Annotated in this window: 9 protein-coding genes and 2 pseudogenes; 6 read left to right on the top strand and 5 right to left on the bottom strand. The window is 63.9% G+C overall.

What is annotated here, in order from left to right; translation table 11 throughout:
• Window positions 1–58 precede the first annotated feature (58 nt).
• Window positions 59–12,669, top strand: a pseudogene (locus ACZ5M5_RS17395) (filamentous haemagglutinin family protein).
• Window positions 12,670–12,865: 196 nt separating this feature from the next.
• Here ACZ5M5_RS17395 and ACZ5M5_RS17390 read toward each other — a convergent pair.
• Entirely contained in the window at window positions 12,866–15,439 is a 2,574-nt protein-coding gene (locus ACZ5M5_RS17390; RefSeq protein ID WP_103310716.1) for a bifunctional diguanylate cyclase/phosphodiesterase, read from the bottom strand.
• A 340-nt stretch (window positions 15,440–15,779) separates the two neighbouring features.
• On the opposite strand from ACZ5M5_RS17390, the gene ACZ5M5_RS17385 reads away from it, so the two are divergent.
• The 3 genes from ACZ5M5_RS17385 to ACZ5M5_RS17375 all read left to right on the top strand — a co-directional run bounded on the left by ACZ5M5_RS17385 (window position 15,780) and on the right by ACZ5M5_RS17375 (window position 17,895).
• Window positions 15,780–16,166, top strand: a complete 387-nt coding sequence (locus ACZ5M5_RS17385; protein ID WP_053119671.1) for an HvfA family oxazolone/thioamide-modified RiPP metallophore — start codon at window positions 15,780–15,782, stop codon at window positions 16,164–16,166.
• Window positions 16,167–16,295: 129 nt separating this feature from the next.
• Window positions 16,296–17,141: an HvfB family MNIO-type RiPP peptide maturase gene (locus ACZ5M5_RS17380; RefSeq protein WP_464737685.1), complete on the top strand. Its 846-nt coding sequence runs from the start codon at window positions 16,296–16,298 to the stop codon at window positions 17,139–17,141.
• Window positions 17,134–17,895 carry an HvfC family RiPP maturation protein gene (locus ACZ5M5_RS17375; RefSeq protein ID WP_464737684.1) on the top strand — a complete coding sequence of 254 codons (762 nt, stop codon included), beginning with the start codon at window positions 17,134–17,136 and terminating at the stop codon, window positions 17,893–17,895. The genes ACZ5M5_RS17380 and ACZ5M5_RS17375 overlap by 8 nt, the downstream gene beginning before the upstream one ends.
• 110 nt (window positions 17,896–18,005) lie before the next feature.
• Here ACZ5M5_RS17375 and ACZ5M5_RS17370 read toward each other — a convergent pair whose 3' ends face one another.
• From ACZ5M5_RS17370 to ACZ5M5_RS17355, 4 genes and pseudogenes are all read right to left on the bottom strand, one after another.
• Window positions 18,006–18,512 (bottom strand): HvfX family Cu-binding RiPP maturation protein, encoded by a 507-nt coding sequence (locus tag ACZ5M5_RS17370; RefSeq protein WP_060742031.1) that lies wholly within the window; start codon window positions 18,510–18,512, stop codon window positions 18,006–18,008.
• A 17-nt stretch (window positions 18,513–18,529) separates the two neighbouring features.
• On the bottom strand, window positions 18,530–19,162 hold the full coding sequence (locus ACZ5M5_RS17365; RefSeq protein ID WP_060742032.1) for a ferric reductase-like transmembrane domain-containing protein: 633 nt from the start codon (window positions 19,160–19,162) through the stop codon (window positions 18,530–18,532).
• A 583-nt stretch (window positions 19,163–19,745) separates the two neighbouring features.
• Window positions 19,746–21,055 (bottom strand): annotated as a pseudogene (locus ACZ5M5_RS17360) (ATP-binding protein).
• Window positions 21,052–21,792, bottom strand: a complete 741-nt coding sequence (locus ACZ5M5_RS17355) for a response regulator (protein WP_003202589.1) — start codon at window positions 21,790–21,792, stop codon at window positions 21,052–21,054. Before ACZ5M5_RS17355 ends, ACZ5M5_RS17360 begins: the two are co-directional and overlap by 4 nt.
• Before the next feature lie 225 nt (window positions 21,793–22,017).
• On the opposite strand from ACZ5M5_RS17355, the gene ACZ5M5_RS17350 reads away from it, so the two are divergent.
• Window positions 22,018–22,281 (top strand): DUF2790 domain-containing protein, encoded by a 264-nt coding sequence (locus ACZ5M5_RS17350; RefSeq protein ID WP_060742034.1) that lies wholly within the window; start codon window positions 22,018–22,020, stop codon window positions 22,279–22,281.
• Window positions 22,282–22,448: 167 nt separating this feature from the next.
• Entirely contained in the window at window positions 22,449–23,657 is a 1,209-nt protein-coding gene (locus tag ACZ5M5_RS17345) for a cytochrome c biogenesis protein DipZ (RefSeq protein WP_464737683.1), read from the top strand.
• Window positions 23,658–23,828: the final 171 nt, after the last annotated feature.

The following is a 23,828-nucleotide window of genomic DNA, read 5'->3' as shown; positions in this document are numbered from 1 at the left end:
GGCAGCTTGATAGCACTGCGTTGCGCCCCCTTAGAGCGAACCCGAAAGGATGAGTAGGATGCTGCGCTGCAAACCCCAGACGAACCTGAATGCTTCCCGTCGCGATGAGTTGTCGATGTTGCGGCTCAAGCCGCTGGCCCAGGCCATTGCCCTGCTGATGGTGGCTGGCAATGCCCAGGCGGCGACCGCGTTCAGTTCGGCCTGGTTTGCCGCCAAGGGTGCGTCCCAGGCTGGTGGTACGGGGCGGCCCACGACGGCGCAGCCGGGCATGCCACCACCCCTGGCGCAGCAGCAACGGGCCAATGCGCAGTTGCAGCGGTCGCTGACCAACCTCAACAACACCGTGGCCGCCATCGCAGCCCAGCAGGCGGCGCAAGCGGCAGGAAGGCAGGCCGCGTTCGGGCAAATCCAGACCGTGCCCGACGGTTTGGGCGAGGGCGGGCTCAAGGTCGACAACAGCCTGACCCAGGGCTGGCTCAACGCCAAGGGACCGCAGCAGACCCAGGCGGGCGGCAAGACCACGGTGAAGATCGAGCAGACCGCCGACAAGGCGATTCTCAACTGGGAAACCTTCAACGTCGGCCGCAATACCACGGTGGATTTCCAGCAGCAGTCGGACTGGGCCGTGCTCAACCGGGTCAACGACCCCCAGGCGCGACCGAGCCAGATCCAGGGCCAGATCAAGGGCAATGGCACGGTGATGCTGGTCAACCGCAACGGCATCATTTTCAGCGGCAGCAGCCAGGTTAACGTGCGCAATCTGGCGGCGGTGGCGGCCAACGTCAGCGATGAACAATTCAGCAAGCGCGGCTTGTACGTCGATGCCACCGGCAGCCAACCGACCTTCACCGACGCGGCGGGCAAGATTGAAGTGCAGCAGGGCGCACTGATCGAAACCCATCGCGCTGCCACCTCCACGGCCGGTGGTGGTTATGCCTTGCTGCTGGGGTCCGAAGTGGAGAACGCCGGTTCCATCATCACTGCCAAGGGCCAGACCACCCTGGCGGCGGGTGACAGCTTCTACATCCGGCGCGGCCAGGGCACCAGCGGCAACCTGCGTTCCACCACCCGTGGCAACGAGGTCGCGACGTCCCTCAAGCCCGGCAGCAGCGCCGGCACGGTGATCAACAGCGGCCTGATCCAGGCCAGCACCGGCGACATCACCCTCACCGGGCACAACGTGCAGCAGAACGGCGTGGCGGTGGTCAGCAGTTCGGTGGACACCCGCGGCACCGTGCACCTGCTCAACGCCGCGAGCGACAGCAGCGGCAGCGTGACCCTGGGGCAGGGCAGCGCCACGGCGGTGTTGCTCGATGCTGCCGGCGGCAGCGCCCTGGACAGTCAGCGCAATGCCGGACCGGCCAGCCTGGATGGCACGCCGAACAACCTGATCACCGGCCAGTTCAACAACCTCAGCAGCGTGGTGGACCGCAGCGACCAGTCCCGGGTCGAGATCGTCAGTGGCGGCAGCGTCGACTTCCAGAACGGTTCCATCACCCTGGCCACCGGCGGCCAGGTCGCGGTCAGCGCCGCCGGGCGCAGCCTGGTGCGCGATGGCGCGGTGATCGATGTGTCCGGCGCCATCGGCGTCAAGGTGGCGATGGAATCCAATTCCATCAAGGTCAACGTGCAGGGCAATGAACAGCGCGACGCTCCGGTCAACCGCGACGGCGGTAAACTGACCAACAACGATGTGTGGGTGGACGTGCGTGACTTGATCTACGTGCCGGCGGGCACTAACGGTTACGCCACCGATCGTTGGTACACGGCGGGTGGATTGTTGGAGGTCGGCGGTTACCTGGGCACTCGCGGCCACAGTGTCGGCGAATGGGCCGCACAAGGCGGTACCCTGACGTTCACCGGCAACGATGTGGTGACCCAGCAGGCGGCGCAGTTGAACCTGTCTGGCGGCACCTTGGATGTGCAGAGCGGCTACCTGCGCCAGTCCTGGCTCAAGGGCGCCGATGGACGCTTGTACGAATTGTCCAAGGCGCCGGGGGACATCCTCTATACCGGCATCTACAAAGGCTACGAAGACCACAGCCAGCGCTGGGGCCAGACCGATTACTACTACAACCCGCTGATCGCCCCGCGCGAGCGTTTTGAGGCCGGCTACACCGTTGGCCGCGATGCCGGCAAGCTGGTGGTATCGACCCGCAACGCGGTGCTGGAAGGCCAGATCGTTGGCGAGGTCTACCAGGGTGAACGCCAGACCCAGGCGCCGAACCTCAACCTTGATGGTTACCAGCAATCGCAAAACGCCGTGGCCCGACGGGCTCAGTTGTGGGTAGGCAGCTACACACCGATCTATGACAAGACCAGTGGCGTGATCAATAGCGGCCTGAACCCCATCTTCGATCAGGTCACCGTCGGCAAGGTGACCGACAAGATTGCCGCGGGCCTGGACCTGACCTCGGTGGTCGGCAGCGACCGGCAAGGCAAGTTGGTGCTGGATAACGCGCTGCTCAATGGCTTCCAGCTCGGCGCGGTCAAGGTGGCAGCGGCGCAAGGCATCAACGTCGATGGCACGCTCAAGGTGGCCGATGGCGGGGATATCACGCTTTATGCGCCGCAGGTGGAGGTGAACGCCGACCTGACCGCCCGTAGTGGGCGCATTGCCTTGGGTAACGTGCTTAAACAGGTCCGAACCGATAATTTCCAGATGGAAGACGTTGTGCTTTCGCCCGCCACCGGTCAGCGCGCCGCGGTCACGCTGGGCGAGGGCCTGACATTGAACACCGCTGGTCGGTGGAGCAACCTGCTACTCGACGGCAACGATCACCAGGGCCTGCCGTTCCTCAATGGCGGCGCTGTGTCTGTACGCAGCAGCGGCGACATCGACGTGCGCCAGGGCAGCCTGATCGACGTCAGCTCCGGTGCTGCGGTCATGGCCGATGGCAAGACCCGTGGCGGCAAGGGCGGTGACCTGACCCTGACCGCCAGTACCGGCACGTCGTCCAGTAACGGTGCCTTGAACCTGGGCGGCGAATTGCGCGGCACCGGCGTGAATGGCGGCGGGACCTTGAAACTGGCGGCCAACAAAGTGCTGATCGGCGACAGCGGTTCGCCCCTCGAACCCGGCACCTTGCAACTGGGCGGTGACTTCTTCGACAAAGGCTTCTCGGCCTATGACATCACCGGTAACCAAGGCCTGACCGTGGCCGAAGGCACCCGCGTCGATGTGACGATGCCGGTGTACCGTTTCGGCGAGCAGGCGTTGAGCACCGGCAGCGGCGCAGAACCGGCCGATGCGTTGCAGCGCTGGACGCCGCAGCTGTACCAGGAAGATGCGATCAAAGGCGTCCTGACCCAGCGTCGCGGCGCAAGCCTGAGCCTCACTGCCGGTACCGCGAACTCCAGCGCGGCCGACATGGCCAGCACGATGTTGAACCTGGGCAAGGGCAGCGTGATCAGCGTCGATCCGGGGCAGGGCATCGATGTGCGCAGCATCGGTCAACTGACCGCCAACGGCACCCTTAATGCGTGGGGTGGGCGGGTCAGCCTCACCGGGTTGAGCGTCATCGGTGCGCAGGGTGAAGCCGTCAACGCCCAGGGCCACGGTCGTTCCATCTGGCTGGGCGAGCAAGCGCTGATCGACGTCTCCAGTCGGGCCGTGACCGCCCAGGATATGCGCGGGCAGACCTATGGCTTGGTACGTGATGGCGGGCAGATTGTCATCGGCGGCCAGATCGATGCCACAAAGGGTTCGGCTTCCGCATCCGAACTGTTTGTCGTGGTGCGCGACGGCGCGCGTCTGCAAGCGGATGGCAGCCAGGCCGTGCTGGATATTCCCGGCCAGGGACGCACGTCGGTGGCGAGCGATGGCGGCAGTATTTCCCTGGCGTCGGCCAATGGTTTGTACCTGGATGGCGATTTCAGCGCTCGTTCGGGGGGCACGGGGGCGGCAGGGGGCAGTTTGTCGGTGGCCCTGGAAACGCCGTATTACCGCAACGATGCGGTCAGTGACCGGGTGTTGCAAGTGCGTGAGCTGGTGCTCGGGCAAAACGCCCAAGCGACCCTGCCGGGCGACGCGGCCGAAACCTCGGCGGATTCACTGGTCTACGGTCACGGCCGATTGGGTGTGGATCAGGTCCAGTCGGGTGGCTTCGACAGCCTGGCTCTGTTGAGCAACGGGCTGTTGAGCATCGATGGCGACGTGTCGTTGTCCCTTGGCCAAAGCCTGAGCCTGTATGCCCGCAGTTTTGTAACCCGTGCAGCGGCGCCAAATACCCGGGCTCAACTCAATGCTTCCCATGTACTGCTGTCGGGCCCCGCGGCCAACCTTCCAAACAGGGATAACTACGTCCGACCGGTGGTCGATGGCGGCGTATCGTTGCAGACGAACAAGGCCGTGTTTTCTGTCAACGCAGACCTGCTGGATGTGCAGGGTAACGTGACCTTCAGTAGCAAGGGTACCGTGCGACAGGCCGACGGCAGCACGGTCGAGTTGGAGCGCGCCGGTTTTGACCGGGTTCAGTTAAGCAGTCGGGGGATGTGCGATTCCTGGCCGGGTTCTCGAACGATGGATTGCCTACAGGCTTTACCACCCAACTCCTGACGCCTTCGGACATGATGTTGCAAGCCGCTCAGCTGTATCCAGCGACGGGCGTTGGCGCCCGGGTTTTGGCGGGTTGGAGCATGACCGCGGAGGGAACGCCGCAATATGATCCTTTGCGCAGCCTGGTCATCGGGCGAACGACCCAAACCACGTCCCAGATGCCTTACTCGGCATTCGGGCGCTTGCAATTGGGTAGCGCAAGGATTGAACAGGGCGGGGTGGTACGGGCACCGCTGGGTTTGATTGAAATCGGCACCAATGGTGGTCCCGGGGAAGCCATCACCGATCGGATCAACCTGTTGCCGGGCAGCTTGACCTCGGTCAGTGGCCTGGGTCTGGTCATGCCGTATGGCGGCACTGTCGATGGTCAGAGTTACCAGTATGCCGGCAAGAAGGTTGTGCTGCTGGGGCAAGGCGCGGTTCCTTCCGAAAACGGCGACATTAATATCGGTGTGATTCTGGGCGGCAAGTCGGTGGAGGGCCAGGAAGGCTCGGTACTCGACCTTTCGGGTGGCGGTGACTTGCTCGGTGCTGGTTTCATTTCCGGCCGTGGCGGTTCCACCGACGCACGCTTCAACCCGTTGGTACAAATTGGCGCGAACGGCGGCTTCACCCTGCCGGGGCTGTCCAGCAATCCGGTCTACGCTATCGTGCCGGGCAATCAGAGCCAGTATGCGCCGGTCGCCCCCGAAGGCGGCGCGGTGGATCCGCGAGTAGGCCAGCAAATTACCATTGGCGCCGGTGTGCCAGGGCTCGCCGCCGGTACCTATACCCTGATGCCGTCCACGTATGCGTTGATGCCAGGAGCGTTCCGAGTCGAGGTCAACGGCCTGGCGGGGCAAGGCCTCACAACGGGCGCGCAACAGATGCGCAACGGCTCCTGGACCACCGCTGGCGTGCTCTCGGTCGCCAATACCGGACAGCGAGACAGTTTGTCCAGCCAGGTCATCCTGACGTCGGGGGATGTGCTGCGTCGCTACTCGCAATATAACGAAACCAGCTACGCCCAGTTTGCCGTGGCCGATGCCGCTCGCCTGGGCGTGCCTCGGGCCGTCTTGCCGGTCGATGCCAAGACCTTGAAGTTGAGCCTGTCGCCTGGCGCGGGAGATCAGGCGTTTTCCTTCAAGGGCATCGGCAAGTTCGCGCCTCAAACGGGGGGGTATGGTGGTACTGTCGCTGTGACTGCTATCGCGAATAAGGCGTTGGAGGTGGTAGCCGAAGGAAGTGGGGCGACGGCCGGCTTCGAAGGCGTGACCCTCAATGCCGAGAGCCTGAATGCGTTGAATGCCTCGCGCCAAGTGATCGGTGGCCAGTTTTCAGTGATCTATGGACAAGGCGGCAATTACATCAGCCCGCAGAAGGTGTCGAGCAGCGTGATCTTGCGCGAAGGCGCGACCTTGGCAGCTCCCGAAGTATTCCTTCTGTCCAGTGGCGGGGAAGTGCTGGTGGAGCAAGGCGCCGCCATCAATACCATTGGCCGGGGCAAGGCCGCCTATGACGCCCGTGATGGTTTTATCTATAACCTGAGCGGGAAATCGCTCAACTACAGCATGCTGGCTGCCTCCAACGGTTTGCTCAATGTGCTTGCGCCCGAGTCGGGTTCCAACGGCTCCATCAACATCGGCGGTTGCAGCCTGATAGCGTGCAGTGGCGTCACACGGATTCATTCCGAGGGCAGTATCGTCGCCGCTTCGGGCGGCAGCGTGGCCCTGAGTGACCAAGTGCGCTACGGCACCCGTCACCTGACCCTGGCCCTGAGTAATATCAACGTCGGCACCGCCCAGGCACTCAGCGATGCGGCGATGCGCCAGGTCTTGCCAGGGGGGCTGACCCTGAGCCAGACCGTGCTTGATCGCCTGTTGCGTGGCGACACCGAATATGGCGCACCGGCCCTGGAAACCCTAGAGCTGTCGGCCCGCGAGGCGTTGAATTTCTACGCAACCGTCAGCCTCGACACGTATGACCCGGTCACCGGCAAATCGCGCCTGAGCAACCTGATGCTCAGCACCCCGGCCATCTATGGTGCCGGCAGCGCCAATGACGTGGCGACCATCCGCACCGCCAACCTGATCTGGAACGGTGCCGTCGGCGCGCCGGGTTCGGTGATTGCCGGCGGGGCTGGCACCGGCGCCGGTCGCCTGGACATCCAGGCCCAGCGCATCGAGTTCGGTTACGGTGCCTTTACCCAGCCCAGCTCGATCACCACCCTGGATCGCCTGGCGCTGGGATTCGCCAACGTCAACCTCAGCGCCAGCGAACGCCTGACCGCCAACCACAAGGGCAGCCTGGCGGTGTATCAGAGCCAGGGGGCCTATGACGCGAAAACGGGCTACGCCTACAGTGGCGGCAACCTGAATATCCTTACCCCGTTGCTCACCGGTGAGGCCGGTTCGGTCAACCGCATTACTGCGGGCGGGGCGGTCAATGTAGCAGGCACGACCGCTAAGCCGGGCACTGTCTCCGGGCTTGGGGGTGAGTTGTCCCTCAAGGGCCAACGTCTCAATCTCGCCAGTGCCGTGGTGCTGCCCAGCGGCAAGCTCACCCTCAGCGCGACGGATGACCTGACCCTCGCCGACGAAGCGTTGATCGATGTAGCCGGTCGCGCGATCACCTTCAACGATGTCACGCGCTACAGCGCCGGTGGCGAGGTGATCCTGCAAAGCCGCAACGGCAACATCCGCCAGGCCGGTGGGTCGAGCATCGACCTCTCGGCTCGCAATAATCAGGCTGGCCGGCTCAGTGCGGTGGCGTTGGACGAGGCGGCCGGGCTGGTCGACCTGCAAGGACGAATCCTCGGCAGCAGCAGTGGCGAGTATGACGCCGGCGGCACCGCCACGCCGTACCTGGCCGGCGGCGTGGAAATCCAGGCCCAGCGCCTGGGCGACAGCGGCGATCTCAGCGAGCAGTTCGCGGCCCTGAACCAACGTTTGAACGATGGGCAGGTCTACGGCTCCCGTGGCTTCCAGCTCAAACAGGGCGACCTGGTGATCGGCAACGAACTCAAGGCCTCGACCATCAGCGTGTCGGTCGACAACGGAAACCTGTTGGTCAATGGCAAGGTAGACGCCAGCGGCGAACGGGTCGGCAGCATCCGGCTCGCCGCCGGGCGCTCTCTGACCCTGGGCAGCAACGCGGTGCTCGATGCCCACGGCAATCGCCTGCGTGTAGACAGCTACGGCAAGATCATCGACTCACCGAACCGCGCCATGGTCGACCTGACCTCCCGGGGCGGCGTGCTGACATTGGCCGATGGTGCGCGCATCGATCTGCGTCATGGCACCGCGGCGCCTGCGGGGCAGCATGATGGTCGCGCTCGCGGCACCCTGGAGCTCAATGCCCGGCGCGCCGGCCCGGATGCCACCCACGGTGACATTGCCATCGACGCCAGCGGCAGCCTGGATATCCAGGGCGCACGGTCCATCGCCGTCAATGGTATGTGGCAATACAACGACGCCGCCTTTGGCAGCGATCCGGCGGCCAGTGGCCGTCCGTATCAGGTCATCGACCAGGCCTATCTGGATGGCAAGCATCAGGACAGCCTCGCCTTCATCAACGCGGCGCTGGCCAACAGCGATTTGATGCAACGCAAACTCGCTGGTCTGAACAACGCCCGTTATGCCGATGCGTTCCACCTGCGGCCCGGCGTCGAGATCGTCAGTGCGACGGCCGACGGTGACCTGGTGGTGCAGGGGGACCTGGACCTGTCCGGTTATCGCTACGCCAGTGTCAACCCGCACACCCGGCAAACCGCCGTGTACGGTTCCGGCGAGGCCGGCGCGCTGACCCTGCGCGCCGGGGGCGACCTGAGTATCTACGGCAGCATCAACGACGGATTCGCTCCGCCGCCCGCCACTCAGGATGACAAAGGCTGGGTGTTGCTGCCCGGCATCGATTTCACCGGTGGCGACATCGTTGTCCCCGGTGCCGGCGTGACCCTGGCCGACGGTACGGCGTTCCCGGCGGGAACCACGCTCAACTACGACTTACCCATCAAAAACGTGACCCTGGCGGCCGGCACCCGGTTGCCAGTGGCGGCGATCCTGGAACAACCCTTGGAACTGCCGGCCGGCACGGTATTGGCGGCGGTGCACGACGCCTCCGGCAACCTGCTGTTTGCCGCGGGCACTTTGCTGAGCCGGGCCCAGACCCTCGAAGCCGGCTCGCAGTTGGGCGCTGGCAGCGTGTTGAGCGGCGCCGCCGCATTGCTCGGTTTCACCTGGCCCAAGGGCGTGGCGCTGCCCAATGTGGCCAACGCGGGCAATGTCCAGAGCAATATCCTCAGGCTGGACGGCAGCCTGGCGCTGAACCGTGGTTCGCTGATCCCGTCCGGGACCGATGTGAAGTTGCCGGATGGCGTCGAGTCGATCCAGCTACGTCCGGAAGTCGCTGGCAGCCAGGGGCGGATGTGGGCCGTCGCGCCGATGCTCGCCGAGGGTTCGCAATCCTGGTCGTTGCGGTTGGTGGCCGGGGCCGATACGACGGCGGCGGACAGCCGGATCGTCCAGCCCGATCCGGTACAAGGCGACTTGCGTCTTGCCGATAGTCACTACGGCATGTTTGGCAAATCCGTGCCGGCCAAGGGCACCTATCGGTGGACTCAACAAGGGGTCGATGAGCTGGCGGGCGCGGGGTTCACGGTAGAGCTAGGCCAAACCGTTGACCTGGACATCGTGAGCAATTTTGGCTACGACTCGGTTGACGCCTTCTGTGCGGATTTCGCCGGTATTTGCGCGCTTCAAGCTTCTTACAGATGGACCAAGGCCGCGGAGGAGGAATTGGCAGGTTCCGGCTTTGAGGTCAAGGCCGGCGAGCTGATCAGCCAGGCTGCTGCGCAGTTTTTCCAGTTCGATTCGGTTCAGTCACTCTGCGACGCGGCGCCGAGCGTCTGTGCCCCCGCAGACGTGGAGTATGAAGCGGTTGCCGGCAGTGTCCGTCCGAGCGTCATCCGCACCGGTACCGGGGACCTGGAACTGCTTAGCGGTGGCAGCCTGCGCATGGATTCGTTGTTCGGCATCTACACCGCCGGCACCTCGTCAGCACCAACGTTCCCGGGCGATCCCTACAACCAGCCCAAGGCCCTGGGCGCCAACGGCAAGGTGCTCAACGACGAGGATGGCAGCAACGAAAAGCTGGTCGATGGCGGCGCTGAAAGTCTCTATCGCGCCTGGTATCCGGACGCGGGCGGTAATCTGTTGCTCAAGGTCGGCGGCGACCTCAGCGGTAACCTGACCGCGCCTGCAGCAACCCCGAACGGACGACCGAATCCCGCCGACATTGGCCAGGACTCGGCCAATGTGGGCAATTGGCTCTGGCGCCAGGGCAATGGTGATTCAGTGAGCAGCCAGCCGACCGCCTGGTGGATCAACTTCGGTAGTTATACCGCGTCGACGGTATCGGGTGGCGCTGATCAAATGGCCGCCTTCACCGGGTTCGGAACTTTGGGTGGCGGTGATCTGGATGTACAGGTGAAGGGTGACGCGGGCGTGTTGAACCGGCTCGCCGGTGGCGACTTCAACTCAAACATCAGCCCTCGTAGCCAGGGGCTGCTGTTGGCGGTGGGCAGCACTGGACGTGTGGGCGCTGATGGCAGCCTGCAATTGACCGGCGGTGGTGACCTGAGGCTGCGGGTGGGGGGCGTTCTGAATTCCGATAGCCGGCTCACGGACGGGCGTCTCAGTGGCGCAGTGATCAATCTGCGTGGGCATGCGCAGCTCGACAGCAGCGCGATCGGGCGAATCGACCTGCGCTACGGTAATCAGGGCACGGACCAGTCCCCGGGGGAAACGCGGGCTTACGATTCCTTCCGCTCCACACGCGGCCAGGCAACCGGTGGCTTGACCCTGATGCCAGGCGACGCGACGTTCAATCTTTCGACCCTGGGCGACCTGGTGGTGCAGGAGGTCGTAGACCCGGGGAGAGCGCCGATAATGAGCGTTTCGCCCTTCAAGAATGGCGAGATCAATGGGGCGGGTGTGAGCTGGTTTACGCTGTGGACGGCCAATACGGCAGTGGACCTTTGGTCGTCGGGGGGCAATATGACGCCCCTGGTGTCAGAAATCGAGACCGACCTGTCGGTGGTCTATCCCTCCATCCTGCGGGCTGTGGCCGCCAGTGGCAGTCTTTATTATGGCCAGGCCAAGGTTTTTGGTACCGCAGGCTACGATGGCAGTTATCGCAGGGCGCTGCTACTCGCACCCGGTATCAACAGCGAGCTGCAGGTCCTGGCCGGCGACTCCATCTATGGCGGCGACCTGACGGTCAGTCGTTCCGGGGCCTCGTCTGCGGCCATGGCCACCCCGCTGCGGCCGGCTTTCATGGGGCTTGTCAATGGAAGTGTGGTGGTCAGTAACCTCTCTGCCGATGCCAATAGTGTCTCCATAGGCGCGAATACATTGCCGTTGTTTGCTTTTGACAGCAGCAGCGCTGCCGACGAATGGGCGACCAACACCGATCCTGCCCGTTTCTATGCGCTCAAGGGCGACTTGCTGGCCGTCAATAGCGGGCGGGCGATGACGTTCACCACCCCGAGTGACAGCCGATTCGGCCAGACCTATTACGAAGGAACCGGGTCGGTGTGGATGATGGCCGGACGGGACATCGTCAGCAGCGGCACCCCGCTGAGTGGCGGCAGGGGCGGTGAGTCGGTCACGGGGGAGTACACCAGCACCGGCAACCTCTTCATCCACAACAACCCCACCGACATCTCCATCGTCTCCGCCGGGCGCGACATCCTCTACAGCAACTTCAACGTCGCCGGTCCCGGCCTGCTGGAAATCACCGCCGGGCGCAACATCCTGATGGACGACAAGGTCAGCATCACCAGCCTCGGCGCCGTGGTGCCAGGGGATTCGCGCCCTGGCGCGAGCCTGGTGCTGCAAGCCGGCGCGGGTCTCAACGGCGCGGATTACGAGCGCTTCGTCAAGGCGTACCTGGACCCGGCGAACCAGGCCTTGGCCGGTGTGCCGCTGGCGAACCAGGACGGCAAGGTCGCCAAGACCTATGAAACCGAATTGGTGGATTGGCTGGAGAAGCGCTTCGGCTTCAGCGGTGACAGCGAACAGGCCCGCAGCTACTTCGCGGCGTTGCCGGCCGAGCAGCAGCGGGTGTTTGCCCGCGACGTGTACTTCGCCGAGCTCAAGGCCGGTGGTCGTGAGTACAACGAAGTGGGCGGCGTGCGCCAGGGCAGCTACCTGCGGGGCCGGGAGGCTATCGACTTGTTGTTCCCAAGCAAGGATGTGGCGGGCAATGCGATCACCTACAAGGGCGACATCACGATGTTCGGCGGGGCGGGGGTGCACACCGATTTCGGCGGCAGTATCCAGATGCTGACGCCGGGTGGTGGACAGACGTTCGGCATCGAGGGTAACGCACCGCCGTCCACCGCCGGTGTCATTACCCAGGGCGAGGGCGATATCCAGTTGTATGCGCAGAACAGCATCCTGCTGGGGCAGAGCCGAATCATGACCACCTTTGGCGGCTCGATCCTCGGCTGGTCGGCCCAGGGCGATATCAACGCCGGCCGGGGTTCGAAGACCACCGTGGTGTACACGCCGCCCAAGCGTTTGTATGACACCTGGGGCAACGTGATGCTGTCGCCTTCGGTGCCGAGCACCGGGGCCGGTATCGCCACCCTCAACCCCATTGCCGAAGTGGCGCCGGGGGATATCGACCTGATTGCGCCGTTGGGCACCATCGATGCGGGCGAGGCGGGGATCCGGGTGTCGGGCAACGTCAACATCGCGGCGTTGACCGTGGTGAACGCGGCCAACATCCAGACCCAGGGCAAATCCACCGGCGTGCCGCTGGCGGCCTCGGTGAACACCGGGGCCATCACCTCGGCCAGTTCGGCGGCGTCTTCGACGACGCAGGCGGCTGAAGACGTGGCCCGTCAGCAACAGAACGCGGCGCGGCAGAACCAGGCGTCGGTGTTTACGGTGCAGGTGGTGAGTTTTGGCTCCGAGCAACTGGCCCCGTCACGCGATGGCGCCAACCGCGACGCGCCTCGCGCCTACGACCCGGCCAGCCCGGTGCAGGTACTGGGCGCGGGGCCTTTGGACGAGCAGAACCGCCAGCGGCTGACCGAGGAGGAGCGGGGGCGGTTGAGTTTGTAGGGGATTGAGCTGCAGTGTGAGGTGGGCTGTGCTGGCGTCATCGCGAGCAAGCTCGCTCCCACAGGGAGCTGGGGTGTCCATGAGCTTTTGCCTGCACCACAGAGCCCATTGTGGGAGCTAGGGGTTTAGGAGCTTTGCATGCACCGCAGGTCTCATTGTGGGAGCGAGCTTGCTCGCGATAGAGGTGGGACGTGGGTTACAGCCACCGCGGCGTGGTGAAGAACGAGGCCATTTCCGAGCGGGCCAGTGCCGCGCCGAAGTACGGGCCCTGGACATGGTCGCAGGCCACGTTGCGCAGTTGGCTGAATTGCCGGGCGTTTTCGATGCCCTCGGCGGTGACCATAAGCCCTACGCTGCGGCTCAACCGGATCATCGCCAGGACGCCTTCCTTGTCGTCCTCCAGGCCCAGCTGCGACAGGATGTTGCGATCGAAGCGGATGCCATCGAACGGCTGGTCCAGCACCTCACGCAGGGAGGCGATGCTGGTGCCGAATTTGTCGATGTTGATCCGCACGCCGAGGTCCTTGAGCGCATGGAGGGTGCTGGCGACGGTCTTGTGGTCGGCCAGCAGGACCCCTTCGGCCACTTCCAGGGTCAGCCGGTGAGGCGCCAGGCCACTCGCTTGGAGGGCCTCTTGCACCTGGTCGAGCAGGAAGCTGCTGTTGAACCACCGGGGTGAAACCGCGATGGAGACATTGACGGCGCTCGGCCAGGTCGCGGCCTCCTCACAGACATTGATCAACATCCAGGTACCCAGCTCTTCCAGTTGGCCCGAGGTTTCGGCCACCGGTATGAAGTCGGCCCCACCCAGTTCACCTTTCTCGGGATGGTGCCAAAAGGTCTGGGCTTCGAAACCGTGCAGTTGCTCGGCGCTCACATCGAAGCGAGGCAAGTAGCGCAGTTCCAGTTGGTCCCGCTGCATGGCGTCGCGCAGTTGCTGCTCGTATCGCCGTCGGTCGCGGGCCAGGTTGCCCATGGCTTCCACATACACGCGCCAGGTGTTGCGGCCTCCTGCCTTGGCCGCATACAAGGCGATATCGGCGTGGCGCAACAGTTCATCGGCGCGTTCGTCACCGGGCTGCGCCCAGGCAACGCCGATGCTCACTCCCAGGTACAGCGTATTGCCGTCCAGGTGCATGGGCCGTTGCATGCAATCGATCAGCCGTTCACACAGTTGATCGAGATCGTCGGCGTCGCCGGGGTCGGGCATGACAATGACAAATTCATCACCGCCCAGGCGCGCCACCAGATCGGTGTCACGGACGTTTTGCTGGAGGATATGCGCCACTTCCCTGAGCACTTTATCGCCCACGGCATGGCCCAGGGAGTCGTTGACCGGCTTGAACCGGTCCATGTCCAGGTTCAGCAGCGCCAGAGGCGGGCGATCAGGTCGGTCCAGGTGTTCGCGCAGGCAATCGAACAAGCGGTTGCGGTTGGCCAGCCCGGTCAGCGGATCATGCAAGGAAAGGTGCTTGATCTGGGCCAGCGCCCGCAGCTCGTCGGTGATGTCGGTGGCGGTGCCGCGAAAACCCAGGGTGCCGGCCTCGATGGCCCGTACCGACAGTTTGCAGGTGCGGATGCGCTGGTTGCGTGCGGTGTACTCGCACAGCAGCGGCGCCGAAGAGAGGCTGTTGGCGCCGCCGAGCAGCCATTGGGCAATCGAGATCGAGCCGCCATGGGGATGAAGCAGCCGTTGCAGGGGCTTGCCCAGCCATTCGGTGGGGCTGAACCCGGTCACTTGTTCGAAGCGCTCCGACAGGTAGGTCAGCGTCCCGGTCGAATCGACCTCCCACAACCAGTCGGATGAGACTTCGGCAATGTCGCGGAAACGTTCTTCACTGCGTTCCAGTGCCTTGCGGTGGGCCAGCAGGCTGGCGTATTGGCTTTCCTGGGCGCGAAGCATCACCAAGGCATGGCGCAGGACGGCCAGCGCCAGGATTCCCAGCGCCAGTAGCGCCAGGGCCAGCAAAGGCAGCAGCCCCTTGCGCAGATCCTGCCCCGGGGTTTGGGGTCGCCAGGCCAGGGCCTCCAGGGTCAGGTTGTCGAGCAGCAGTTGGGCGGTATCGGCTGGGCCTGGTGTCCTGGCGATATGGGCATCGGGCAGGGCGAAGTCCCGCGCCAGGTTTTTCAGGGCTCCGGGGTCCAGGACCTTGACGAAGAGCATCAGGCTGGGCGGGCCGGGAATTTGCGCCACGCTGTTGTCCGTGCCGGTGGTGATGGCGGACACGGCGACGAATGCAGGGGCATCTTCGTGATGCAGCATCTCGACGACCACTTCGTCGTGATTTTCCTCGGTGCTGGCTTTGTTCCACAGGGCGCGCAGATCGCCGGTCAGCCAGGTATCGGCATCGACGTCGCTCATTTGGCCATCGATCACCGAATAGACGGTCTTGCCGGTCGGGGAAATGACAAACACCGCCTGGTAACCGTAGAGCGAATACACGCTGCTGCCGACGTTTTCCTGGTCATAGGCCCATTCCTTGTCGACCTTGACGTGCAGGTGCCGGTAGGCGTCGCTCCATTTGGAATAGTCGCTCAGGTCCCGGCCGATGCCGGTGCGGATCCCCTCGATGGCCCGTTGGGCGAAAAACAGGCTCTGCTCACGGGCGCGTCGGTCCTGGGTACCGGTGATGTTGAGCAACACGGCGATCGCCAATGCGGACATGACAAACAGCAGGAGCATGATGGCCGGAAAAGTGCGACGGGTGAAGCTACGGGTTGGCGAGCCCGGGGAAAGGACAGTCGAGTCGTTGCCAGCATTTTCAATCATAAAGATAAGTCATCAGCCAAAAAGCGATTTCACCCGCACCTGTTTTGTATCGGCGGATGGGCTGATTTACTTAGTCGTGTTAACGAATGGGCCGACGGGCTGCGTTGTCTTCGTCATGTGCGGACCTTGAAGCGTGATGCCCACTCGAGGGCGACATCCCGTTGGGGCGGGCATGTATCGCAGTGTGTACCGCACAGGCCCGGATACACCTGCTTGACGAAGGCCCAGGCCGGCGACACAGGCCGGATACACACCGGCGATTAACTACGCCAGCCAGCCGACACCGAGCCTCGGTGCGGGTGACTGGCGCCTTAATCGTCAATCGTCAGAGGAATACCCCATGCTCAACTTCTCCCGCAATTCGTCCCTTGCACTCGGCCTGGCCCTGGTCGGCGGCCTGGGTCTCTCCACGGCGGCTTCGGCCTTGACCATGAACGACCTGGCCCAGGGCTACACCCTGGCGGCAGCCGATACCGTGAAGAAACCCGCCGAAGGCAAGTGCGGCGAAGACAAGTTCGCCAAGACCGATAAAAACCACGATGGCCAGGTGTCGCGGGACGAGTTCATCGCCGCGGCACCGGAGCGCGCGGCGGAGTTCGACAAGATCGACGCCAACCACGACGGCGGCATCTCGTTGCCGGAAGCGAAGCAATACCTGTCGGCCCAGGCGAAGACCGCGGAAGGCAAATGTGGCGAAGGCAAGTGCGGGGCGGCTATCGAGTCCTGATTCGCCCCGGGTGGCGAGCCTGATGGGTTGATGCCCGCTCCCTCGCCACGGGTGTTGGGTTTCCATCGTGGGGTGGGTGTTCGTTCCATGAGGCTCTCCACATCTCGTTTCCCCCAGGAGAGATGTGTCATGTTGAATTTACCTCAACCCTCGGCAGGCCTCGGCCTGCGTCGGGCCTTGCTCGATGAGCTGCGCCAGGCACCGGCCGGGGATTTCGATTTTCTCGAAGTGGCCCCGGAAAACTGGATCGGAATCGGCGGCCCCCATGGGGCCGTCTTGCATTCGCTGGCCGAACGTTATCCGTTGACGTGCCATGGCCTGTCGTTGTCCCTCGGTGGGCCGGCGCCGCTGGACCTGGCATTTCTCGGCCAGGTGCGTGCTTTTCTCGAGCGTTTCAACGTGCCGCTTTACAGCGAGCACTTGAGCTACTGCGGCGATGACGGGCATCTGTATGACCTGTTGCCGCTGCCCTTTACCGAAGAAGCGGTGCATCACGTGGCGGCGCGGATCCGTCAGGCCCAGGATGTGCTGGGGCGGCGCCTGGCGGTGGAAAACGTCTCCTATTACGCCGCCCCCCGACAAGACATGAGTGAGCTGGAATTCACCCGGGCGGTGTTGCGCGAAGCCGATTGCGACCTGTTGCTGGACGTCAACAACGTCTACGTCAACTCGATCAATCACGGTTTCGATCCCCAGGCATTCCTGGCGGGCCTCGAGCCGGAGCGGGTGGTCGCGATGCATGTGGCCGGGCATTACGATGAGTCCGACACGTTGAAAATCGACAGCCATGGCGCACCGGTCAAACCGCAGGTCTGGGCGTTGCTGGCCCAGGCCTACGGGCGTTTCGGCGTGCGGCCGACCTTGCTCGAACGGGACTTCAACTTCCCGCCCTATGCCGCGCTGGTGGCCGAATTGCAGACGATTCGCCAGTTGCAATACCCGGCCGTCCCCCGGCAGGCGGTGAGCCATGGCTGAGGCCCGGCAGACGCTGCACCAGCAGCAACAGGCGCTGACCCGTTACCTGCGCGACCCGGAACACTGCCCGGTTCCGGCCGGCATGGATGCGGCGCGGGCGCAGGTGTACCGCGACCTGATCTTCGAGAACATGCGTTCGCTGCTCAGCGGCACCTTCCCCGTGCTGGTGAGCGTGCTGGGGCAGGCCCCCTGGCGTGCCTGCGTGCGCCGGTTCCTGCGTGAACACCGCTGCGTCACGCCCATGTTCGGTAAAATCGCCGAGGAGTTTGTGACCTACCTCGCGGCCCATCCATCGCCGGACTGGCCGCCGTTCGTGGCGGAGCTGGCGCACTATGAGTGGGTCGAGATGGCGCTGCTGCAATCCGAGGCCGAGCCGTTGCCGAGTCATGATGAGGCCGCCTTGCTCGATCTGCCGCTGCGTGTCTCGCCCCTGGCCTGGCCGCTGGCGTACCAGTGGCCGGTGCATCGCCTGGCCCCGGGCTACCAGCCCTCGACGCCACCGGCCCAGCCGACGCTGTTGCTGGTGCGGCGCACGCCTGGGTTTGAGGTGCGCTTTGCCGAACTCAGCCCGTTGGCCTGGCGCCTTTTGCAGCGCATCGAGGAATATCCCGGGTTGGCGGGGCGAGGGCAGTTGCTGGCGTTGGCGCAGGAGGCGGGGGTGGCTTCGTTCGAGTTCATGGACAGCGCCGTGGCGCTGTTGCGGCGGATGCAGGAGCAAGGGGTTGTTGGCGTGCAGCCACATCCCGTCAATTAAACCCAACCCCTGTGGGAGCGAGCTTGCTCGCGATGGCGGTATGTCAGTCACTGTGAGGTCGACTGACCCACTGCTATCGCGAGCAAGCTCGCTCCCACAAGGGGTTTTTGTCAGGCTTTACCTGGGTGAGGCAGGCCGCTCTTCAGCAGTGCATCCACGCTCAGCTTCCCAGCCCCTTGCAGCACCAACGGCAGCAACGCCACCAGGTAGATCAACGGCAGCTTGAAGTTGCCATGTCCCTTGTTGGTAATCGCATAACCCTGGGCCAGTTCGCTCAAGCTCGACCAGTCCGCCGGCCAGTGTACGGCCGCGGTCGCCACCACGGTGACGACGATCAGCACCAGCGCCGACAGGCGCGTGCCCAAGCCGATCAACAGGGCGATGGCGCCGATCAGTTCGGCCCACATCGCCAGTTCCCAGTTCCACTGGGCCGGTACATGGTCGAAGGGGAACGGGAAGGCCGACTGGATCTCGGCGAACCAGTTCTCGCCATTCCATTTTTCCAGGCCGGATTCGAAAAACTCCCAGGCCAGGAACAGGCGCAGGCCCAGCGGCGCGAGCCAGGCGCCTGCCTGATCGAGATGAAGATGCAGTGTTTTCAGCACGTTTGAATACATGATCGGCCTCCCTGGGCTCAAGCGTGTTGCGGCCGTTGGCGGCGCTGAGTGGCTTGGGCCAGTTTGCCCACCAGGCGGATGGCGGTGGCGGCGCAGATCAGGCCGAACGGCAGCACGTACCAGTCGCTCATGGGAATGCGCTTGAAATTGGAGTAGGCAAAGATCGCCGCCAGCACCCACATACCGGTGACATGCAGGCGCTTCCAGGCCTTGAAGCCGATCAGGCGCGTGGTGCTTTTGAACGAGGTCAGGGCCAGCAGCAGGATGAATACGTAGCCCACGGTGCCAGGCACGTTGCCGAGGGTGGTGCGGCCGGGCCAGAACTCGGTGTTGAGCTGGCCGTAGCTGTAGATCAGCACTGCGTGGACCAGATGGGAGAAGGCAAACGCCAGCCCGATGAAGCGTCGTTCACGCACCAGCGACCGGCTCAGGGGCGAGGGCACCAGCACCGCGAATGCCGAGGCGGTGAAGGCCAGCAAGAAGAGGAGGAAGGACGAACGAGCCGTGGCGCGAATGGCGCTGCGCACGCCTTCGGTGAGGTCCGGGTTGAGCACCAGGATCAACCCGGTCATCAACAGCACCAGGGCGGCGAGCAGGCTGAACAGCGACCAGCCCTGGAAACGAAGGGGAGATGCAGTTGCGGTAGGCATGTAAAGGCTCCTTGGAAGTCGAGGCCCGGTGGTGATGGCCGCCGGGGCATGAGGAGTCTTTCAAGCCGGTGTAAGCGGGGTGTGTCCACAACGCCGTATCGTGCAAGTTTGTGTATGCCCATCATCCGCAGACACACTGACATACAAACCCCCATCCAAATCCAATACCCCACAGGGGGATTGGTAAGGCATCAAGCTGTGTAGCGCCTCGGAACAGTGTGGGAGCGAGCTTGCTCGCGATGGCGTCAGGTCAGTTGAACGGATGCCGGCAGATACACCGCTATCGCGAGCAAGCTCGCTCCCACAGGGGGATTGGTAAGGCATCAAGCTGTGTCGCGCCTCGGAACAGTGTGGGAGCGAGCCTGCTCGCGATGGCGTCAGGTCAGTTGAACAGGTGCCGGCAGATACACCGCTATCGCGAGCAAGCTCGCTCCCACAGGGGGATTGGTAAGGCATCAAGCTGTGTCGCGCCTCGGAACAGTGTGGGAGCGAGCTTGCTCGCGATGGCGTCAGGTCAGTTGAACGGATGCCGGCTGATACACCGCTATCGCGAGCAAGCTCGCTCCCACAGAGGGTGGTTGTGTCAGCTTGCGAAGGCCAGGCGCAGCTCGGCGCATAGGCCGCCGCCGTCGCGGTTGCTCAGGGTCAGTGAGCCGCCCATGGCGATCGCCAGTTGCTGGGCGATGGCCAGGCCCAGGCCAGTGCCACCGGTTTCCCGGTTGCGCGAGCTTTCCACCCGATAGAACGGTTTGAGCACCTCGGCCAGTTCCAGCTCGCTGATCCGGGGCCACGGTCCAGCACCTGGATCACCAGTTGCCCGTTGGCGGCCGGTTGCACCTGGATCTGCGCCGCGCCGCCGAATTTCAAGGCGTTGTCCACCAGATTGACCAGCACCCGCCGCAGGGCATGGGGGCGGGTGTCGATGACGGCGGCGTTTTTCCCGCACAGTTGCACGTCCTTGCCTGTGTCCTGGTAGTCGAACACCAGGCTGTCGAGAAACGCATCCAGGCTGATCCGACAACTGGCCTCGGTGGCACCGTGGATGCTGCGGGCATAGGCCACGCCTTCACGCACCAAGTGTTCCATTTCGCTCAAGTCGCTCCACAATTTGTCCCGTTCGATCCCTTCGTCCATGAACTCGGCGCGCAGCTTCATGCGTGTGATGGGCGTCTGCAAGTCATGGGAAATCGCCGCCAGCAACTGCATGCGCTCCTTGAGGTAGGCGGCGATGCGGTCCTGCATGGCATTGAAGGCCTTGGCCGCATGCACCACTTCGGTCGGGCCCTTTTCGTCCAAGCGGACGCTGTGGGCGTTCGGGTCGAGGGTTTCCACCGCCTGGGCCAGCCGGGTCAGGGGGCCGACGGCGATGCGCACGGCCAGCCAGGTGCAGCCGATCAACAGCGCCAACTGCCCCAGCAACACCATCGGCAGCCAGGGGGAGAGGGGCATCATCGCCGGGCGGACGTCGATGGTCAGCGGGCTGCCGTCCCCCAGGCGCAGGAGCGCCTGATAGTGCATTTTCGGCCCGGGAATCTGCTTGAAGGTCAGGCCATAGGCCTGGCCGATGGCTTCCTGGATCGAACTGACCGAGATCGGCGCATCGGCAAGATCCATCGGTTGCCCGGGCTGGCCTTCGTCGAGCAGGTAGCCATAGTTGCGCCGGGCGAGTTTCGGCAGCCAGGCCGGGCGTTCGGCGGCAGGCAGGCGGTCGAGAATGGCGACGGAGGTCGAGACATCGGTTTCCAGGTTGCCGAGCATGGTCGACTTGGCACTCTGATAGCGCTCGTAGTATTGGACACCGAAGGACAGGCCCTGGGCCAGGATCAGGCCGATCAGGAAGATCAGCGACAACCTCGAGGCCAGGGTCCGTGGCCAACGCAGCGGCAGACTCATACCGAGGCCTCGAGGATCTCCACCGGCAGCGAGAACACGTAGCCTTCGCTGCGCACGGTCTTGATGTAGGCCGGTTCCCGGGCGTCGTCCAGCAGGCGCTGGCGCAGGCGACTGACCAGCAAATCAATGGAACGATCGAACAGGTCGGCGTCCCGGCCCTGGGTGAGGTTAAGCAACTGGTCGCGGTTGAGCACCCGTTGCGGATGGTCGAGGAATACCCGCAACAAACGATATTCGGCGCCGCTCAAGGCAACCATGGTGCCGTCGGTGTCCAGCAGGTGGCGGGCGGTGGTGTCCAGGCGCCAGCGCCCGAACGCCAGCAGGCGACCACTTTCAGTGACCACCAGGTTGGGCGGCAGCATGCGGGTGCGGCGCAGCACGGCGTTGATCCGCGCCAGCAGTTCGCGGGCGGCGAACGGCTTGACCAGGTAATCATCGGCGCCCATCTCCAGGCCGATGATGCGGTCGGTTTCGTCGTTGCGGGCGGTGAGCATCAGCACCGGCGTGGCCTTGTGCTTGCCGGCACGCAGCTCCCGGCACAGCACCAGGCCGTCGTCGCCGGGCATCATGATGTCCAGCACGATCAGGTCCACCGGTGTGGTTTCCAGGAAAGCGCGCATCTGCCGGCCGTCGGCGACGACGGTGGTGCGCAGGCCATTCTTCTTCAGGTAGTTGCCAACCAGCTCTCTGATCTCGCGATCGTCATCCACTATCAACACGTGATCGACATGATCCATGGTGTCCAGCTCCTCGGCGTTTCGTTGTGAGCAGTCTACAGGCGCCGGCCGGCCCGGCTCGCGGCGGTTTGTATTGCAGTGTATCTGGCGCGCGACGGATACACAGCGATGCAAAAAGCCACTGGGCTCGATACAGACGCGATACCTGCGCGGCATTCAATGGCACCCATCGAGGCAACACAACGCAGCCTCGGCAGATAAACCCCATTGAATCGAGGAATCGCCATGAACACCAAAGCCCTCTACGCCGCCTGCCTTTTCGCCGCGCTGAACATCTGCACCCTGTCGGCCCGAGCTGAAAGCAACGTGCAAACGCACAGCTACACCTACGGCACCCACCTGGACATCCAGAAGGTGCTTTCCCTTACCGAAGATGCCGAGCCGACCTGCGGCGTGGTCAACGCCCACATGACCTACCTGGATTCGGCAGGCCACGAGCAAGCGCTGGACTATCGCAAGTTTTCCGATAACTGCAGCAACCAGAACTGACCTGCTTTGTGGCGAGGGAGCTTGCTCCCGCTGGGGCGCGAAGCGGCCTCTTTATTTTCCTGACGTACCCAGTTGTCAGGTCGATTTCGGGGGCTGCTGCGCAGCCCAGCGGGAGCAAGCTCCCTCGCCACAGGGTCTATGTCAGCCTTTTAGATTGAGGTGTTGCCATGCTTCTGATCGCTTTTCTCGGCGGGATCCTGACGATCCTCAGCCCCTGTATTCTTCCGGTGGTGCCGTTTCTGTTCGCCCGGGCCGATCGCTCCCGTGGCTCGGTGCTGCTGACCCTCGGCGGCATGGTGCTGACGTTCGCCCTGGTCTCCAGCCTGGCGGTGGTCAGTAGCGAATGGGTGGTGCGCGCCAGCAGCGTCGGCCGGCAAGTCGCCTTGGTGGTGATGGTGGTGTTCGCCTTGTCATTGATCTTCAGCCGGGTCGGCATCTGGCTGGCGCGGCCGCTGGTCAGCCTGGGCAATCGCCTGGACGCCGGGGCCGGGCGGATGGCCGGGCCGGTGGCCTCGGTGCTGATCGGGGTCGCCACCGGGCTGCTCTGGGCACCGTGTGCCGGGCCGATACTCGGGGTGATCCTGACCGGCGCGATGCTGCAAGGCGCCAGCGCACAAACCAGCCTGTTGTTGCTCGCCTACGGCCTGGGCAGTGCCTTGTCCTTGGGTACATTGATCCTGGCCGGGCGTGGTCTGGTCGGGCGCCTGAAGCTCTCGCTGCCGATCACCACCTGGTTGCGCCGGGGGACGGGGGCGGTGGTGTTGCTGGCCGCCGTGGCGATTGGCACCGGGGCGGACGATCGGTTGTTGGCGGCGACTTCCTCCCAACCCTCGGCCACCTTGGAACAAGGCTTGCTGAAGAACGTGCCCAAGGTCATTGACTATGTGGTGAGCAAGGCTGGCGCAAGCTCTATGCCGGCCCTCGAATCCCAGGGCGCCATGCCTGCGCTGGACGGCGCGGTGCAATGGCTGAACTCGCCGCCACTGAGCAGCGAGTCACTGCGGGGCAAGGTGGTGCTGGTGGACTTCTGGACCTACGACTGCATCAACTGCCAGCACACCTTGCCCTATGTGAACGGTTGGGCGAAGAAGTATGAAAAGGACGGGCTGGTGGTGATCGGTGTCCACACCCCGGAATATGGCTACGAGAAGATCATCGACAACGTACGCGAGCAGGTACGCAAACTGGACATCCACTACCCGGTGGCGATCGACAATCAGTATGCGATCTGGCGCGCCTTCAACAATCAGTACTGGCCGGCCCATTACTTCATCGATGCCAAGGGGCAGGTGCGCTACAGCCACTTTGGCGAAGGGCGCTACGGCGAGCAGGAGCAGGTGATCCAGCAGTTGTTGCAGGAGGCGAAGGCGGGTTGATGACTAGAGCGAGCTTGCTTGTGCGAGGGGAATCTGTGGGAGCAAGGCTTGCCCGCGAAGCAGACGACTCGGTTTCAGATAGACCGCGCGAACTTCATCGCGGGCAAGCCTTGCTCCCACAGATTCCCTCGCCACAAGTCGATGTAGTGGTGCTGGCCCCTTGCTCATTTG

It is taken from the genome of Pseudomonas sp. Van50 (assembly GCF_055390755.1).
This window is presented reverse-complemented; position numbering and strand designations above follow the sequence as displayed.

What these genes read in the sequence shown, in the direction of transcription:
- ACZ5M5_RS17390 (WP_103310716.1), bottom strand. Translation starts at nt 15,439, where the DNA reads ATGATTGAAAATGCTGGCAACGACTCGACTGTCCTTTCCCCGGGCTCG.
- ACZ5M5_RS17385 (WP_053119671.1), top strand. Translation starts at nt 15,780, where the DNA reads ATGCTCAACTTCTCCCGCAATTCGTCCCTTGCACTCGGCCTGGCCCTG.
- ACZ5M5_RS17380 (WP_464737685.1), top strand. Translation starts at nt 16,296, where the DNA reads ATGTTGAATTTACCTCAACCCTCGGCAGGCCTCGGCCTGCGTCGGGCC.
- ACZ5M5_RS17375 (WP_464737684.1), top strand. Translation starts at nt 17,134, where the DNA reads ATGGCTGAGGCCCGGCAGACGCTGCACCAGCAGCAACAGGCGCTGACC.
- ACZ5M5_RS17370 (WP_060742031.1), bottom strand. Translation starts at nt 18,512, where the DNA reads ATGTATTCAAACGTGCTGAAAACACTGCATCTTCATCTCGATCAGGCA.
- ACZ5M5_RS17365 (WP_060742032.1), bottom strand. Translation starts at nt 19,162, where the DNA reads ATGCCTACCGCAACTGCATCTCCCCTTCGTTTCCAGGGCTGGTCGCTG.
- ACZ5M5_RS17355 (WP_003202589.1), bottom strand. Translation starts at nt 21,792, where the DNA reads ATGGATCATGTCGATCACGTGTTGATAGTGGATGACGATCGCGAGATC.
- ACZ5M5_RS17350 (WP_060742034.1), top strand. Translation starts at nt 22,018, where the DNA reads ATGAACACCAAAGCCCTCTACGCCGCCTGCCTTTTCGCCGCGCTGAAC.
- ACZ5M5_RS17345 (WP_464737683.1), top strand. Translation starts at nt 22,449, where the DNA reads ATGCTTCTGATCGCTTTTCTCGGCGGGATCCTGACGATCCTCAGCCCC.